This window comes from Bacteroidota bacterium (assembly GCA_035506275.1).
In the GTDB taxonomy this organism is placed as follows: Bacteria; Bacteroidota; Ignavibacteria; order UBA10030; family UBA8401; genus JAGVPT01.
Window position 1 is genome coordinate 63,082 of the sequence record DATJPT010000019.1, and the last position, 16,696, is coordinate 79,777.

The window sequence follows — 16,696 nt, forward strand, 5'->3', positions numbered from 1 at the left end:
GGAGCGGTACAGCTTGAGAATTTCCCATGTCCAAAAATTCTCGGATGTGGGACGGTAACACCATCACAAAGTGAGCCTATTATGAAATTTACACGGCATGTTCTTTTCATCCTTGCTGTCATTCTTTCGGTGGCAGCTGGAACTTCCCCTCTAACGAAGTGTTTTGCGAAAGGGTCCGCCGGGGCGTTCAATGTAAAAGAATTTGGAGCAACAGGGGATGGGAAAACACTCGATACTCGTGCAATTAACAATGCCATCAAAACTGCATCGGATTCCGGAGGAGGGACCGTTTATTTTCCGTCCGGAACATATCTGACGGGCACATTCGAATTATGCAGCAACGTTACGCTTCAACTGGAGGCAGGGGCGGTCATCGAAGGAAGCCGAACTCTCTCCGACTATAAGCTCAAGTCTGATTTTAATCTGAAAGGATACAGGAGCGGAGAATCAGGCGAAGGACTGCGGGCGGGACTCATTGTGGCAAACAGAGCAAGAAACATAGCGATCACAGGACGCGGTACGATCCATGGCAACGGAATTTCATTCATGGACACGACGACTCCTCACTACGGCGACGACTTTGAAAAGAAAAGTACGCGGCAAGGAGAGGATTTTTTGAGTCCGAAATTTGGAATTTCCGACGGACCGGTCAAGCCGTCGATGGCATGGAGCGACCGCCCCGGCGCGCTTATTATCCTGGCCGAATGCGAAAATGTCCTGGTGAAGGAGATCACGATCAAAGACTCCCCCAACTGGACGGTCAATATTTCACACTGCGAGGACGTGGAAGTCACGGGGATCAACATCTTGAACAATCCTCTGATTCCGAACAATGACGGAATTAACATCACGGCTAAAAATGCGCGCATTTCGGACTGCAACATTTGGACGGCGGACGATGGGATTGCCGCCAATGATTGTGAAAATCTTGTGGTCACAAATTGCATCCTCTCATCCCGTTCAGCGGCGATACGATTCACCGGGGGAAGATACTGCACCTTCCAGAACCTGATTTTCCGAGAAACCAATCGCGGGATAGGAATTTTCGGCTGGGCTGAAAACGTCTTTTTTTCGGATATTCAGATCCAAACGCAGCAGTTCACCGGCGATTGGTGGGGAAAGGCGGAACCGATTTATATCGCCGTCAATCTTAACCAAAATGCCGCCGGGGATGCGCTCATCAAGAATGTCACGTTCTCGAATATTTCGGCCGATGCGGAAAACGGCATCATGATTTTTGGGACGCCGAATAATGTCGTCAAAAATATAACGTTCGACCGGATTCAATTAAGGATACAAGGGGGGCGCCACGGCGATGCCGTCGGCGGAAATTTTGACCTTCGCGGCATGGGAGCCGGTTTGGATTCAAACATTTTCAAGCATGATATCCCGGGCTTGTACTGCCAGTATGTTGACGGCATTCATATTCACGATTTCGAGCTGGCTTGGGCGGACTCGCTCCCCGATTATTTCTCTGACGGCATTTACATCGAGCATTTCAATGATCTCTCCATCGACGGGTTTACCGGAAGGCAGGGGCAGGCATCGGGATCATGTATCGTGGCAAAGCATGGCACAACCTTGTCAATCTCCAGCAGCAAAGCGGCGAAGGGAGCACACAAATTTCTTTCCGCCGAAGATGTCAAAGACCAGCGTTCGTTCATCAATAACGATCTGATCGACGCAGCGGAGCCAGCGAACCCGGCCAATTATCAATTCAATGTCTGGTCGGGCAACTATCCCCAGCCCAAAAATCTGCGAAATGGCAGGCATCCTCAATAACGCTTTAGGCATATTGGAGGATGAATGGTTCGGACAAAGGCTAGTTCAGGAACAAGCCCGAGCGTAACGGGGCATGGGTCTGCAAAAGTAAGCTCGACATTGTTTTTCGGAACGGCCGGCGGACTCCATCGGTAACGGAGCGACGTGGATGAAGTCGGATACCGACTCGATGCGGAGAGTTTTGTTCAAACGAAGATGTTAGAGTTTTCGGAATGACCACTCCCCTCTGATCATTCGCACCAAGCCCGGAGCATCTTCTGTGCGTGCTTTTTGTTTGCGAATGAATTATTGAAGACGTAGATTTAACTTACGTCCGACGAATAACATTGTCACGGTAAGAATGACATTTTTTTGCGGAGGAGAAAGACTAAGGAGGATGGTATGAAGAAATTTTTGGTGTTCGTTTCTTTGCTGCTCATCGTGATGGCATTCGGAGCCGGCCTCCGGGCACAGACCTTTACCGTCAAGAAATACAGCATCGGCGGCGAGGGGGGAACCGATTATTTGACCGCCGAACCCGGGACTGGCAGGGTGTTCGTTTCACGGGGTTTTCATGTGATGGTTCTGGACGGAAATAAAGGAACCGTCATCGGCGACATTCCGGAAACTCCGAACACGCACGGCATTGCTCTCGTGCAGCGGTACAATCACGGTTTCATCACGAACCGCGGGGATTCGACCGTCTCCATGTTCGACCTCAAAACGCTTGCTCTGATCAAAAAGATCAAAATACCGGCCGGCGGTCAGGACGGAATTATGTACGATGATTACTCCGACCGGGTCATATTGACCAACCACAGCAATCCCGGGACGGCGACCGCGATCGACCCGAATGCCGGAGTGATCACGGGCCAGGCGCTGCTTGAAGACAATTCCCCCGAAGGAGCCGCAAGCGACGGAAAAGGAACGTTGTATATCAACAACGAACGGAAGAACACCATTCAAACCGTCGATGCGAAAACGATGACCGCGCACGGGTCGTGGTCGATCAGCCCATGCGACGGCCCGACCGGAATCGCGTACGACCGGACGTCGAACCGGATCTTTGCCGGATGCGGCAAGACATCCGCCGTCGTGGATCCGGCGACCGGCAAAATTGTGGCGACAATTCCGAACGGGGAAGGGGTCGATGCGCTGGGTTGGGATCCGGCGGAAAAGCTGATGTATATCCCGGCGGGACGCGACAGCTGCGTCACCGTTGTCCATGAAGATTCACCGGATAAATACACTGTCGTCGCGACCGTTCCTACGATGACCGGCGCAAAAACGATTTCTGTCGACACGGTGAAGCACGTCGCATATTTGTTCCAGCCGATGTACGGTCCGCCGCCAGCCAATGCGCAGCCCGACCAGTACGGCCGGCGTCCGCGCGGACCGGTGATCGGAGCATACCTCATCGTCATCAGTCATTGATCGCGTAAGATCGGGAAAAGCTCTTTCCGGAAAAGCAGTATTGAATGAAAATATTTCAATACTGCTTTTCGTCTATTATCAAGAGCCGGCAAATGAAGGCAGGTCTATGATGCATGAATCAAAGCGCATCGAAGGCATTATCGCAAATTGATGCGAAGGAGAAGAAATGGATCTGAATCTTTCCCCGAACTGTGAAAGCTAAAAGTTGTATGAAACCTCAACGCCCGTCGGTGTGAAATTAACGCTCAATGGATCCGATTCGCCTGCGTGATCCAAAGAATGCTTGAATCCTGCACCGACAGACCTCCCCAGAGCATAGCCGATCAACGCTCCTCCGACTGCGTCCGAAAACCAATGGATGTTCGTCGAAACTCCAAGCCCGACAAATGTTATTCTTGTGCCGCCCGAAGCGGAGATTATGCTTTATGGGTCGGATGAAACTCCACGACAACTCCCTGGTCGCCGCAGACGCACGATTCAAGCTGAAATGTCGGATGGTTGATGCCGAACCGATGCTCCAACTCGTGTTCCAGCTGCGAGCTGATCTTATTCCCCGTACTGATCAATTGGTCCTGAACGACGATGTGTGCGCTCAATGCCCGCATCCTGGTCGACAACCCCCAGATATGCAGATGATGAACATTCTCCACTCCCGGAAATGACTGGATGAACGCCGCGACTTCGTCGAGGTTGATCCCTCTCGGAGTCCCCTCGGTAAGAATGTGGACGGTCTCGGCGACGATCCCCCACGCGCTCTTGATGATAAACAGTCCGATGCCGATCGAGACAAGAGGGTCAAGGATGCGCCAATCCTTCCATGCGATGATGCCGGCAACGACAACGACCGCCAGCGATTCGATCGCATCGGTGAGGAGGTGCAGGTATGCGCTCTTCAAATTGAGGTCGTGATGGGCATGGGTCTTGAGGAGAAGGGTCGCGGCGGCATTCACAACGAAGCCGATGACAGCAATAGCCAGCATCCATTCGCCAAGAACCGGCTCGGGGTGGGCGAAACGGAGAATTCCCTCGTAACAGACATACATGCCGATCACAACGAGCGTTGTTGCGTTGATGAATGCGACGAAGATCTCTACGCGGACATACCCGTACGATTTTTCAGGGTTGGACTTCCACCGTACCACCCGTGTGGCAATGTAACTCAAAATCAGTGCGAGGAAGTCGCTGAGGTTGTGGAGAGAGTCGGAGATCAGCGCAAGGCTGTTGGTGAGAATGCCGCCGGCAAGTTCAACGACAAAAATCAGCGCATTGAGGGCGATCGCGACCAGGAGATGCTTGCCCGGCGCCGGCGTATGGGAATGTTCTTCTGACATAAGGATTCTTTCGTATGATAAAGGTAGTGAACTTCACAAGCCATTTGCAAGTGAACGGGCATGGAAATGCCGGACAGAGAAAGAAGAAACGTCGAATTCTCTTAATTCTTAAAGCCCGATGGCTTTCATGGTCGGCCAGGTGATCAAATTCCAGTGGCATAAGCGGTAAAAAATTAATATATTTATAGATAATTTGTTCTTGTCACCGATCTGCCCTTTCAATCGACTTATAGCGGATTGAAAGGTTCTTATTGAAACGTCGATAGCGCTATGGCGAAGAAAGACCGGCCGCACGGACTGTTTGAGAGATTCAAACGCTACATTCAGGCCAAGAAGCTCATCGCGCCCGGAAGCACGGTTTTGGCCGCAGTGAGCGGTGGAATCGACTCGGCGGTTTTGTTGGATCTGATGTGGGAACTGTCGCACGAATGGGGGCTTGACCTTGCCGTCCTCCATGTGAACCATCAATTGCGCGGTCGCGAAGCCGACGCCGATGAAAAATTTGTTGGATCGCTGGCGAAGGGATACCGCGTTCAGGCATTTATCGGCAGGGTAGAAACGAAGAAGGAAGCCGCGAGAAAGAAGATCTCGATCCAGGAGGCGGCAAGAGATCTTCGCTATGCGTTCTTCCTTACCAAGAAAGCCGAACTCGATGCAGATGCCGTCGTTACCGCGCATAACGCCGACGACAATGCCGAGACGATGCTGTTGAATTTTCTGAGAGGAACTGGGATCGACGGCCTCGCAGGCATTCCGGCCAGCCGGAGCCAGGGCTCGATCGTTCGCCCTCTGCTCTTCGCGTCACGCAAAGAAATTGCTGAATACGCGCGTGGAAGAAAGCTGAAATTCCGCGAGGATTCTTCAAACCTCACCGACAAGTACAGCCGGAATTTCCTGCGCAGGAAGGTGATTCCAAAGATCGAGGAGAGGATCAACCCTTCGTTGACCGCCTCACTCATGAGTTCAGCGGCGGTTTTCAGGATGAATGCCGGCTATCTTCACGACCAGGTGCGGAATGCCTGGAAGGGAGCAGTATCGGAGAAGGACGGGGAGATGTTCTTTCTCAAGGTTGAGATGCTGAAGCAGCATCCTTTTCTCCGCCAGATGATCGTGCACGATGTTTTTCTCAAGACAGGGATCGAGCCCTCCGCCGACCGAATTGGGGCCGTGGTCTCGCTTCTTGACAATGAACCAGGGACCCGTGTTGATTGCGGCAACGGGTGGAAGGCGGAAAATGAATCCGGTCGGATCCGCCTCTCACAAATGAATCTTGCTGGAGGCTTTTCGTTCGTATTGAACGATGAGGGGACCGTTGAGAACGGATTCTTTTCGCTGTCCGTAAAAAAAAGCAGGAATCTCCCCAATAAATTAGGGAGAAATTCGTCTACAGAATACGTGGACGCCGGCAAGGTGAGATTTCCTCTTTGCGTTCGTTCGTGGAAGGAGGGGGATTCTTTTGTCCCTCTTGGCATGAAGCAAAAGAAGAAAGTGAGCGATCTTTTTGTTGATTTGAAAATTCCGCGGACGGAAAAAAGGAGAATCCCCGTCGTGGAATCGGAAGGGAACATCGTCTGGGTCGCCGGCTGCAGGATCGACGACCGGTTCAAAATTACATCAACGTCAACCGAAGCATACAAACTCTCGATCCGCACGGCATGAAGAAAAAGATCTCGGTCAACAACGAACCGTTCGAACTGTATCTCAGCGAAAAGAGAATTCATGAGAGGGTGAAGCAGCTCGGGAAAAAACTCAACGCAGACTACAAGGGAAAGACGCCGATCTTCATCGGCGTGCTCAACGGCTCGTTCATCTTCTTTGCCGACCTCATTCGCGAGATCACGATCGACTGCGAGGTCGATTTTTTCAAGCTCTCGAGCTACGGCGATGCGAAGATCTCATCGGGGGAAGTGAGGCTGCTGAAGGATCTGAACTGCGAGGTGACGGGGAGGCACATCGTCATCGTCGAAGACATCGTTGATTCAGGCTTGTCGATCGATTTCATTAAGAAGCTGATTCTCCAGCAGAACCCAAAATCGTTTGCGGTTGTTACATTGTTGTATAAAAAGGATGCGGTGAAAATCCCCTACCCGATCGAATACATCGGCTTCAAGATACCGAGCGATTTTGTGATCGGCTACGGGCTTGACTACGCGCAGAAGGTGAGGAACCTCCCCGCGGTCTACAGGCTTGAAAAATCATGATGTCATTTTTTTAGAGAGGAGAACGTTGGCCATGGCTGACGAGAAACACCAGCAAGAAGATAAAAAAGAGAATGATGCTCAGAAGCAGAACGGCGCTCAGAAACGACGGCCGTTCCTCCCTCCCAAAGGGATGAAGGGACGGAGTCCGAAACCGATGCTGCGCGGCGAGGATGATTTTAACTGGGGCAAAGTGCTTCGCGTCGTTCTGACGTGGTCGGCGATCATCATGGCCGTGTTCCTCGTGATGACGATCTTCAAGGGACAGGAAGCGACCGAGTACGATGTGACGTACACCCAGTACCAGGAATTCCTCGCAGCCAACAAGATCGGGCGCGCTGTCGTCAAAAAATCAAACTTCAACGATTTCGATTTTCACGGTACGCTCACGGAGCCGGAAGATATTACCCTCCCGACCGGCAAGAAAGTCCGGGTGGAGAAGTTCACGCTGACGCTGCCGTACACCAACATCGACGACGCGGTGATCGCGAATTGGACATCCCATCACGTCAATTTTAACATCACAAAAGAAGACAATGTTTGGATCAACGCGTTGATCAGCGCGCTCCCGTGGATTCTGCTCCTGGGGATCTGGCTCATCATTTTCCGCCGGATGCAGGGGGGAGGCACCAAGGGGATTTTTTCTTTCGGCAAGAGCAGGGCGAAAATGCTGAGCGAAGGCTCCATCCGCGTGACATTCGCGGACGTCGCCGGCGCCGATGAGGCAAAAATCGAATTGCAGGAGATCATCGAATTCCTCAAAGAACCGGGAAAATTCCAGAAATTGGGGGGAAAAATCCCCCGCGGCGTGCTTCTCCTCGGCCCTCCGGGAACCGGTAAGACTCTTCTCGCGAGAGCGGTTGCCGGAGAAGCAGGCGTTCCGTTCTTCTCCATCAGCGGGGCGGATTTTGTGGAGATGTTCGTCGGCGTCGGCGCAAGCCGCGTGCGCGATTTGTTCGACCAGGGGAAGAAGAGCGCCCCGTGCATTATTTTCATCGACGAGATCGACGCGGTCGGCCGTCATCGCGGGGCCGGATTGGGCGGCGGACACGATGAACGGGAGCAGACGCTGAACCAATTGCTCGTCGAGATGGACGGCTTCGAGCAGAATATCGGCGTCATCCTGATCGCGGCGACGAACAGGCCCGACGTCCTCGACCCGGCGCTTCTGCGCCCCGGCCGGTTCGACCGGCAGGTGGTCGTCGACCGCCCCGACGTCCGCGGTCGCGAAGGAATTCTGAAAGTTCACACGCGCAACATTCCTCTTGCCGAAGATGTGAAACTCGAAGTGCTAGCAAAGGGCACGCCGGGGCTTTCCGGTGCGGACCTTGCGAACCTGGTGAACGAAGCTGCGCTCCTTGCCGCCCGCCAGAACCAAAAGGAAGTCGCGATGCATCACTTCGAAGAGTCGAAAGACAAAGTGATGATGGGAATGGAGAGGAAGAGCCTCATCATTTCCGACCGGGAAAAACGCGTGACCTCGTATCACGAATCGGGACACGTGCTTGTGGCGAAGATGCTGCCGGAGGCCGACCCCGTGCACAAGGTCACCATCATTCCGCGCGGACGTGCGCTCGGCGTCACGACCTATCTTCCGATGGATGAGAAGCATACGTATTCGAAACAGTATCTTGAGGCGATGATCACGTATGCGTTCGGAGGACGCGCCGCCGAAAAGCTGATCTTCAACGAACTCACGACCGGCGCGGGGAACGACATCGAACGAGCTTCGCAGCTCGCCCGCAAAATGGTGTGCGAATGGGGAATGAGCGACAAGCTCGGTCCGCTGACCTACGGTGCCAAAGAAGAGGAAATTTTCCTCGGCAGGGAAGTGACGAAGCACCGCGACTTCAGCGAGGACACCGCCAATGTCATCGACGACGAAGTGAAGAAGATCATCCTTTCTTGCATGAAGCGCGCTGAAAAAATTCTGATGGACAACATCGACAAGCTGCACAGCCTGTCGAACGCGCTGCTTGAGCGCGAGATCCTGGACGGCGACGAGATCGATAAGATCCTTCGCGGCGAGCCGCTCCCGCCGCTCGAACGGAAGAACGGCAACGGCTCGGGTTCGGCGATCCCGGGAGTCACGATCTCGGGAGTTGCGGCCGCTCCTTCCGGCGCTCCTGCGAACGGCAAGAACGCCAGGACCAAACCGCGGCCGAAAAAATAGCGATGGTCGAGCAGCGGAACATCGATTACCGGGCCGAGGTCATCAGGAAAAGCATTCATTTATGTTCCCTGAGCATTCCGATCATTTACTATTTTATCTCCCGGGAACAGGCGCTGATGCTCCTCGTGCCGATCACGGCGGCGTTTCTGCTTGTCGACCTTCTCCGTCATTTCAATCCGTCGACGGCGAAAATATTTTACAGAGTCTTCGGCTGGCTCCTCCGTTCGCATGAACACGGCGGAAAGAGCAAGCGGTTGAACGGCGCGACGCATGTCCTCATCTCGGCGACGCTCTGTGTCCTCGTCTTCCCCAAACTCATTACGATCACGGCCTTCGCGGTGCTCATCATTTCGGACTCGGCGGCAGCGCTCGTCGGCAGGAGGTTCGGGAGGAGGAAATTTTTGCACAAGAGCGTTGAAGGGAGTGCGGCATTCTTCATCTCGGCCCTTTTCGTGATCGCTGCGACGCCCAAAATTTCGGCGGGTGCGGGAGAGTATGGTATCGCGATCGCCGCCGCCGCGATCGGCACGGTCGTTGAAGCGTCGTCGATCGGCATTGACGACAACCTGTCGATCCCGATCTCCGTCGGTACGGTCATGTGGATCTTATACGATCTGTTCTATCCTTCACTCAACCTTCACGCACAGCGCTTGGCAGGACTGTAAGCCTATGAAACTCAAACTCGGTGTTCCGAAAGGAAGCCTGCAGGAAACGACGTTCAGCCTCCTCTCGAAGGCCGGTTTCCACTTCTCCGTCAGCAGCCGTTCGTATTTTCCTTCCGTCGACGACGAAGAACTCGAGGCAATGCTGATCCGGGCCCAGGAGCTTCCGCGTTACGTCGAGGACGGCGTTTTCGATGCGGCCCTGACCGGATACGATTGGATCGTCGAGAGCGGGGCCGATGTGGTAAGCGTCTCGGACCTTGTCTATTCCAAACAAAGCATGCGCAAGGTGAAATGGGTGCTTGCCGTGCACGAAAGTTCTCCCGTAAGAACGGTCAAGGACCTTGAGGGAAAGCGCATCGCCACGGAGGTAATCAGCATCACGAAAAATTACCTCGCAAAGAATAAGGTCAATGCCCATGTCGAATTTTCGTGGGGAGCGACGGAGGTGAAGACCCCCGACCTGGTCGATGCCATCGTCGAGGTGACGGAAACCGGAAGTTCGCTCCGGGCGAACAAGCTTCGGATCGTCGACGTGGTCCTCGAATCGAATACGAAGCTGATCGCGAACAGGAAAAGCTGGACCGACCCATGGAAAAAGGAAAAGATCGAGAACCTCGCGATGCTGCTCCAGGGGGCGATCAACGCGGGGAGCAAGGTCGGCCTGAAGATGAATCTTCGGAAAAGCAACGTCGACACCGTGCTCCAGCTGATCCCCGCGCTTCGCAAGCCAACCATCTCCCAGCTTGCGGACAGCGAATGGATCGCCCTTGAGACCATCATTGACGAGGATGTCGTCAGAAAAATTATTCCCCAGCTGAAACGTGCCGGCGCAGAAGGGATCATCGAGTATCCTCTGAATAAAGTGATCTATTGACGCGCACTGTTTGCATTTCCCTGCCACTCTCCGTACATTTCTCAACATTTTTTTCATGACCTTTTGACTCAGCTGACTATTCGAATTTCCCGGACGTCCGCGTCGGCCCAGGACATCCCGCTTCCCCGGTATGCGACCGAGGGCTCCGCGGGAATGGATGTTTGTGCGGCAGTGGAAGAGGATGTTCAAATTCAGCCCGGTGAGACGGCGCTTATCCCCGCCGGATTTTCGATCGAGCTCCCCTCCGGGTACGAAGCGCAGGTCCGTCCCAGAAGCGGCCTGGCCGTCAAGCATCAGGTCGGAATTCTCAACTCCCCCGGAACGATCGATTCGGATTATCGGGGAGAGGTGAAGATTATCCTGACGAATTTCGGCAAGAACGCGTTCACCGTTAAAAGGGGGGACCGCATCGCTCAGATGGTGATCAGCAGCTACACGAAGATTGTGTGGAATGAGGTCGGTTCATTGAACGAAACGGTCCGCGGCGCGGGCGGGTTCGGCCATACCGGCACCAAGTAACGAGCAAAGAACTTTTCATGCCCCGACGGCGAAAAAATACGGAACCACAAAAGGAGATTCCTTCCCGTGCACCGTTCGACATGAGCAGGGGGGAGATGATCGTCGTTTCGGCCGGCATCGCGCTTCTTTTGTATCTCGTCTATACCATCCGGGAGATCACGTCGCCGTTCGTCGTCCTCGGCGCGATTCTCTTTCTTCTGTACCCGTTTCGGTCGAACATCATCGCGCGGAATCTGATGTGGCTTTCGACTCTCCTTTTTACGGTGTGGTTCCTGTACTCTATCGTCGGCCTGCTCGCCCCGTTTTTTGTGGCGCTGCTGTTTGCGTATATCCTTCATCCCCTGGTGACGAAATTCGAGGCCTGGGGGGTCCCGCGTTGGGTGTCGGCGCTCGTAATTATTCTCCTCTGCGTCGCAATGCTCACCGTGATCGCTCTCCTCGTTCTTCCCATTGCGTTCGCTCAGCTCTCCGGAATCCTTGAAGCGGCGTCGAAGATCACGAACGACTTCACCAATTGGATGTTCTCGAACCGGATGGAGGTTGTGCTGCAAAAATACGGGATCTCGACCCGGCAGCTCCGCGATTTGCTGACCACGGGTTTTGCCCCCCGTCTTGAACTGATCATGAAGGGCCTGCTCGAAGGGACGTTCGGTTTGGTGAGCGGACTTTCCACTGTCGTGACCCGCATCGTGAACATGGTGATCATACCGTTCCTCTCATTCTATGTGTTGAAGGATTTTCCGATCATCAGACACCGAGTGAGATTGCTTCTTCCCCGTTCCAGACGGCAGCGGGCCAGTGAATACTACGCGCAGGTTGACGAACTCCTCGGCAGGTACATCCGCGGCGCGATCACTGTCGCCGGCATCAATGCCGTTCTCGTGACGCTCTTCTTTACGCTCTTCGGGATCCCGTATCCGCTGGTTCTTGGGATCGTCGCAGGCGTGCTCGACCTCATCCCCTACTTCGGCCTCATCGTCATGCTCGTTCTCTCCGTGATCGTGGCATCATTCAGTCCTTCGCTCGTCGCCGGACATATGATCCTGGCCGCGTCGACGATCGCCGCCCTCCACGTTTTCGAAGCGGCAGTGCTTTCGCCGAAGATCATCGGTTCGAAAGTGGGCATGCATCCTGTCCTTCTTATTCTTTCCCTGCTCGTGTTTTCCTACTTTCTCGGTTTCATCGGTCTCTTGATCGCCGTACCGACGACGGCAATAATTATTATGCTCGTGAGGGAATGGGAGCAAAGAAAAAAGAGCGTTCCGCAGCTCTCGCCGATTTTGGAGAATGAAATTTCATCCGGACAGCAGCAATGACAGGGACGCTGTATCTTGTCGCCACGCCGATCGGCAATTTTGCCGACATGACGTTTCGTGCCATCGAAGTCCTCAAGCAGGTCGACATCGTGGTGTACGAAGAGCGGAAAGAAGGAGGGAGACTTCTGCGCCACTTCGGCATTGAGAAGCCGGTCGAAAGCCTGAACGAGCACAATGAAGCGGCGGCAACCTTCATCATTCTCGATCATCTCGCCAAAGGAAAAAGCATCGCCGTCGTGTCAGACTGTGGAACGCCGGTCTTCTCCGACCCCGGACAGCTTCTCGTCCGCAAGGCGATCGAGGCCGGAGTCAAAGTTGTTCCGATCCCCGGCGCATCCTCGCTCATGCCTGCGCTGACCGTCTCCGGATTCTCCATCGACCAGTTTGTTTTCTATGGGTGGCTTTCGCCCAAGCGTCCGCGCCGCATCGCCGAACTCCAGCAGCTCAAGCGCGAGCGCCGGACGATCGTTCTGATGGACACTCCCTACCGGCTTCTCGCGCTTCTTAAGGACATCAGCGACACCTTCGGATCGACACGCCGGCTGTGCGTTGCTTTCGATCTTACCCTCCCGGACGAAGAGATCTTCCACGGCACAGGACCGGTGCTGCTCGACAAGTTCACAAAGCTTGACAAAAAGGGGGAATTTGTTGTGGTGATTGAAAGCAATAGTCAGTGATCCGTCAACCGCCGCGCATTGCCCGTTGTGCGCGCGTTCGGACCAGATAGTTGTGCAGATCCCTCCTCCCGAGCTGAGCTTTACACTGGCGCACGAATTGACTATATTCATAAAATTCTAAAGGACGATTCTATAGTAATGAAGGTGATCATCCGTTATAGCGCATTCCTTCTCCTCTTTGTGTCGGCCGCGCGTGCGATGAACGGAGCCGACTCAATTGTCGTCGCAGACGCGAGCGAAGCTCAACCGCAAAAACAGGGATTCGTCGGAGGTTTTTTGGCGGATGAGGGGGCAATTTGGACATCTCCGTTGCAAATGGGCCGCGATGATGCCTATCTTTGGGGAGGAGTTGCAGCGACGACCGTGGTGTTGTTCACCATTGACGAGCCGATCGCGCGGGATACACGGAGGTTATGGATCGACAATACATGGGTTCGATCGGTCAGTCCAGTCGCGACTCAGTTCGGCCAATTCTATCTTCCGTACGGCATCGCCGCCGGTTTTTGTCTCGAGGGAATCGCGTTTAACGACCCGAATACGACCGATACCGGCATCCTCGCTGCTGAAGCGATGCTTCACTCCGGTATCGTCGTTCAGGTGTTCAAACATCTTTTCGGCAGAAGCCGTCCGTTCGTCCTTTCCGACAGGGATCGATGGTACGGTCCCGCCGCCATTTTTACGAGATACGACGGCAAAGGTTCTTCGCCTTACGATTCTTTTCCGTCGGGACACACTATCACCGCCTTCACTCTGGCGACGATCATTGCCGGGCGGGAGCAAACCTGGATGGGGGTCGTCGCCTATTCATGTGCCGGGTTGTGCGCAATTTCCAGGCTGACGATGCAAGACCACTGGTTGTCCGACGTGTTTGTCGGCGGGACCCTTGGCGTGGCGATCGGCAAGCTCGAATTGAGCAGGCATAATCAGGACCTCGCAATTTACCCTTCCGTCGGCAGCCGCTCGGCCTCGCTGACTCTGCAGCTTGCGAAGTAAATCCTCGGTTTTCCCCCTCTGTTGTTTATAGACCGGCGTTGAATACAGAAGAGCGAGGATCGCGGCTGAAGCTACTTGTTTTGCACTTCCTTGATGAATTGCCTATATTGAATCCATGAAACAGCTTCCGATGCAGAAAATCCAGGCTCCCGAAATCTGCGGAGATTTTTGGTTCAACTCTGACCCGCTCACCATTCGCGGGATGGAAGGGGAAGTTATTCTTCTCTGCTTCTGGGATTACACGTCGGAAGCATCGCTGAATACGATGAAGTATGTCGAGGAGTGGAATCGGCGCTACCGGGAGATGGGACTGGTCGTGATCGGAATTCACTCGCCGGAGTTCTCATTCGCGCGCGACCCGAAATTGGTTGAAAGCGCAATTGCCCGCTATGGTTACCGTTTTCCCGTCGCGACGGACAATACATCGATGATGCGGGATGCGTACAGGGTGCAGGAACTGCCGACGCTCGTCCTTCTCGAGCGTGACGGCAGTCTTTATCTGACCCATGCCGGTGAAGGAGGATACGAGCGGGCCGAGCGGGCGATTCAATCCCTACTTCGCGAGTCGGGATTTCATGGTGAGCTTCCGATGCTGATAGAATTTTCGCGCGTCGACGAAAGCGTTCATTCGCTCTTTGAGCGCGCGACGCCGGCAATTCGCACGGGATACCTGCACGGATCTCTCGGCAACGTGGAAGGGTACAGTCCGGAACTTCCTGCGGAGTACAGCGACGCGCACGAATACATCGAAGGGAAATTTTATGCCCAGGGGAATTGGTTCGCAAAAAGCGAAGCCATAGAATTCGAAAAGAGTGAAAAAGAGGGATATATCGCCCTCAGGTATTCGGGAAACAACGTCAACGTCGTGATGTCCGCAGAAAAAAGAGGGGCGGTCGTCATCGTCCTTCAGGATGATAAAGCGTTGTCGGTACAGCAATGCGGGAATGACATTACCGTCGACCACGAAGGGAATTCGGTCGTCATTGTCGACGAGCCCAAATTGTTCCACATCATCAAGAACAGCGAATTCGGCGAACGGACGATCAAGTTGATTCCCAAAGACGAGGGGACGACGTTCTATTCCTTTTCGTTCGACGCAAACCCGGTGTCCGTCCTTCAAGGCTTGGGAAATCAATCCTTCCGCAATAACTGAACCTTCCCCGCGCGTTATGAGAACGCGAATCACGGAATTATTCCACATCGATGTGCCCATCGTACAGGCCGGTATGGTCTGGGTGTCCGGCTGGAAGCTTGCAGCGGCAGTGTCAAATGCCGGCGCCCTCGGATTGATCGGGGCGGGGTCGATGCCGCCGGACCTTCTGCGTGAACATATCGTCAAGGCGAAAAGGGGGGCAAGCAGACCGTTCGGCGTCAATATTCCTCTCCTTCGGGGCGATGCGGGTGAATTGGTCAGGGTTACCATTGAAGAACATGTGACCATCGTTTTTACTTCTGCCGGCCACCCCCTGAAGCATATTCAAAAGCTGAAAGAGTCCGGATGCATCGTTGTCCACGTCGTTGCGTCGGTGAAGCATGCGTTGAAAGCCCAGGAAGCCGGAGTCGATGCGGTCGTCGCTGAAGGATTCGAAGCGGGAGGTCACAACGGCGTTGATGAGATCACTACGCTGGCGCTCGTGCCCCAGGCGGCGGACGCACTCTCCATTCCGGTGATTGCAGCCGGAGGGATCGCCGACGGAAGGCAGATGTTCGCAGCGATGGCGCTCGGGGCAGAAGGAGTTCAGATGGGGACGCGATTTGCGGCCTCGGTTGAATCGTCCGCGCATGATCGCTACAAGCAGGCTGTTGTCGACGCCGATGACGGCAGCACGATCCTGACGCTCAAAAAGGTTGCCCCGGTTCGGCTGATAAAAAATCCATTCGGCCTTCGCGCGCAAGAGGAAGAGGCGTCCGGAAAGTCGAAGGAGGAACTGAGAGAACTGCTCGGGAAAGGACGCGAGCGGAAGGGGATCTTTGAGGGAAATTGGGAAGAAGGGGAATTCGAGATGGGGCAAAGTTCAGGTCTCGTAAAAGACATTCTTCCGGCTGCCGCTATTGTGGAAAGGGTCATGAAGGAGTTTGAAGAGACAAAGAGGAAAATGGCGAACTAACGGCAGATGCCGGTTTATGAATGCCGAATCCGGGTATCCCTTCGACAGTTGCGATTGAGATGGTCTTTTTGTATATTTTACCCGTGGCGATTTGAATCGACAGCTTGCAGCCACTCAAGATGAATAGCTAAAGCGTCGGAAGAACGATACTATTTCCGTGAACCCCGACGCTTTTACGTTGGGGTTTTTTGTTGTTTGTCGGTGGTTTTAAGCTATGAGTTCTATGTTATAGGCTTTAAACAACGGGGGGGATATGCAGGATTTCAAGAGGCTCAAGGTGTGGGACAGGGCGCATCGGCTGACATTAGAGGTTTATTCAGTATCAAAGAGATTTCCAAAAGATGAATTATTCGGATTGACCAGCCAAATTCGAAGAGCTGCATCATCGGTTGCTGCAAATATTGCTGAAGGAAGCGGCAGAAGATCAAATAGAGAGTTCACGTATTTTCTTGGAATTGCGATCGGCTCTGTCAGTGAGGTTGAGTATTTTCTTATCTTAGCAAAAGATTTGAACTACGTTGATCAGTTTCAGTACAAAAAAATGGACATCTCAGCGGGCGAAATTAAACGCATGCTGATTTCCCTTCTCAAAAAAGTCGAACAGGGAAATCGCACAACCTAGAACGTATAGCCTAAAACTAACTACT

General features: G+C 53.7%; 15 protein-coding genes and 1 riboswitch. Of the genes, 14 read left to right on the top strand and 1 reads right to left on the bottom strand.

All coding sequences use genetic code 11. The annotated features are described in order from the left end of the window. The first annotated feature begins 81 nt into the window (after nt 1–81). Nucleotides 82–1,782, top strand: a complete 1,701-nt coding sequence (locus VMF88_13545; GenBank protein HTY12079.1) for a glycosyl hydrolase family 28-related protein — start codon at nt 82–84, stop codon at nt 1,780–1,782. Between the two features lie 381 nt (nt 1,783–2,163). Further along, a complete protein-coding gene (locus VMF88_13550; GenBank protein ID HTY12080.1) occupies nt 2,164–3,195 on the top strand; it encodes a hypothetical protein in 1,032 nt (343 codons plus the stop codon). Nucleotides 3,196–3,611: 416 nt separating this feature from the next. On the opposite strand, the gene VMF88_13555 is transcribed toward VMF88_13550, so the two are convergent. Further along, nucleotides 3,612–4,526, bottom strand: a complete 915-nt coding sequence (locus VMF88_13555; GenBank protein ID HTY12081.1) for a cation diffusion facilitator family transporter — start codon at nt 4,524–4,526, stop codon at nt 3,612–3,614. A gap of 270 nt (nt 4,527–4,796) precedes the next feature. Here VMF88_13555 and tilS point away from each other — a divergent pair, with 270 nt between their 5' ends. The 12 genes from tilS (at nt 4,797) to VMF88_13615 (ending at nt 16,671) form a co-directional block, all read left to right on the top strand. After that, the gene (tilS, locus tag VMF88_13560) at nt 4,797–6,185 is read left to right on the top strand and encodes a tRNA lysidine(34) synthetase TilS (GenBank protein ID HTY12082.1); all 1,389 of its coding nucleotides are present in this window, start codon (nt 4,797–4,799) and stop codon (nt 6,183–6,185) included. Further along, on the top strand, nt 6,182–6,727 hold the full coding sequence (hpt, locus tag VMF88_13565; GenBank protein HTY12083.1) for a hypoxanthine phosphoribosyltransferase: 546 nt from the start codon (nt 6,182–6,184) through the stop codon (nt 6,725–6,727). Before tilS ends, hpt begins: the two co-directional genes overlap by 4 nt. Before the next feature lie 31 nt (nt 6,728–6,758). After that, entirely contained in the window at nt 6,759–8,897 is a 2,139-nt protein-coding gene (gene ftsH / locus VMF88_13570; protein HTY12084.1) for an ATP-dependent zinc metalloprotease FtsH, read from the top strand. Between the two features lie 2 nt (nt 8,898–8,899). Further along, the gene (locus VMF88_13575) at nt 8,900–9,562 is read left to right on the top strand and encodes an SEC59/DGK1/VTE5 family protein (protein HTY12085.1); all 663 of its coding nucleotides are present in this window, start codon (nt 8,900–8,902) and stop codon (nt 9,560–9,562) included. A gap of 4 nt (nt 9,563–9,566) precedes the next feature. Beyond that, nucleotides 9,567–10,436, top strand: a complete 870-nt coding sequence (gene hisG, locus VMF88_13580; GenBank protein ID HTY12086.1) for an ATP phosphoribosyltransferase — start codon at nt 9,567–9,569, stop codon at nt 10,434–10,436. A gap of 63 nt (nt 10,437–10,499) precedes the next feature. Then, a complete protein-coding gene (gene dut, locus VMF88_13585; protein HTY12087.1) occupies nt 10,500–10,955 on the top strand; it encodes a dUTP diphosphatase in 456 nt (151 codons plus the stop codon). Between the two features lie 17 nt (nt 10,956–10,972). Further along, nucleotides 10,973–12,271, top strand: a complete 1,299-nt coding sequence (locus VMF88_13590; GenBank protein ID HTY12088.1) for an AI-2E family transporter — start codon at nt 10,973–10,975, stop codon at nt 12,269–12,271. Then, on the top strand, nt 12,268–12,948 hold the full coding sequence (rsmI, locus tag VMF88_13595) for a 16S rRNA (cytidine(1402)-2'-O)-methyltransferase (GenBank protein HTY12089.1): 681 nt from the start codon (nt 12,268–12,270) through the stop codon (nt 12,946–12,948). Before VMF88_13590 ends, rsmI begins: the two co-directional genes overlap by 4 nt. A 138-nt stretch (nt 12,949–13,086) precedes the next feature. Continuing rightward, on the top strand, nt 13,087–13,941 hold the full coding sequence (locus tag VMF88_13600; protein HTY12090.1) for a phosphatase PAP2 family protein: 855 nt from the start codon (nt 13,087–13,089) through the stop codon (nt 13,939–13,941). Nucleotides 13,942–14,056: 115 nt separating this feature from the next. Beyond that, nucleotides 14,057–15,094, top strand: coding sequence for a thioredoxin-like domain-containing protein (locus tag VMF88_13605; GenBank protein ID HTY12091.1), 1,038 nt, complete (start codon nt 14,057–14,059; stop codon nt 15,092–15,094). Continuing rightward, on the top strand, nt 15,087–16,049 hold the full coding sequence (locus tag VMF88_13610; protein HTY12092.1) for a nitronate monooxygenase: 963 nt from the start codon (nt 15,087–15,089) through the stop codon (nt 16,047–16,049). Before VMF88_13605 ends, VMF88_13610 begins: the two co-directional genes overlap by 8 nt. A 73-nt stretch (nt 16,050–16,122) precedes the next feature. Then, a riboswitch (SAM riboswitch) is annotated at nt 16,123–16,200 on the top strand. A gap of 102 nt (nt 16,201–16,302) precedes the next feature. Continuing rightward, nucleotides 16,303–16,671: a four helix bundle protein gene (locus VMF88_13615; protein ID HTY12093.1), complete on the top strand. Its 369-nt coding sequence runs from the start codon at nt 16,303–16,305 to the stop codon at nt 16,669–16,671. The last annotated feature ends 25 nt before the right edge of the window (nt 16,672–16,696 follow it).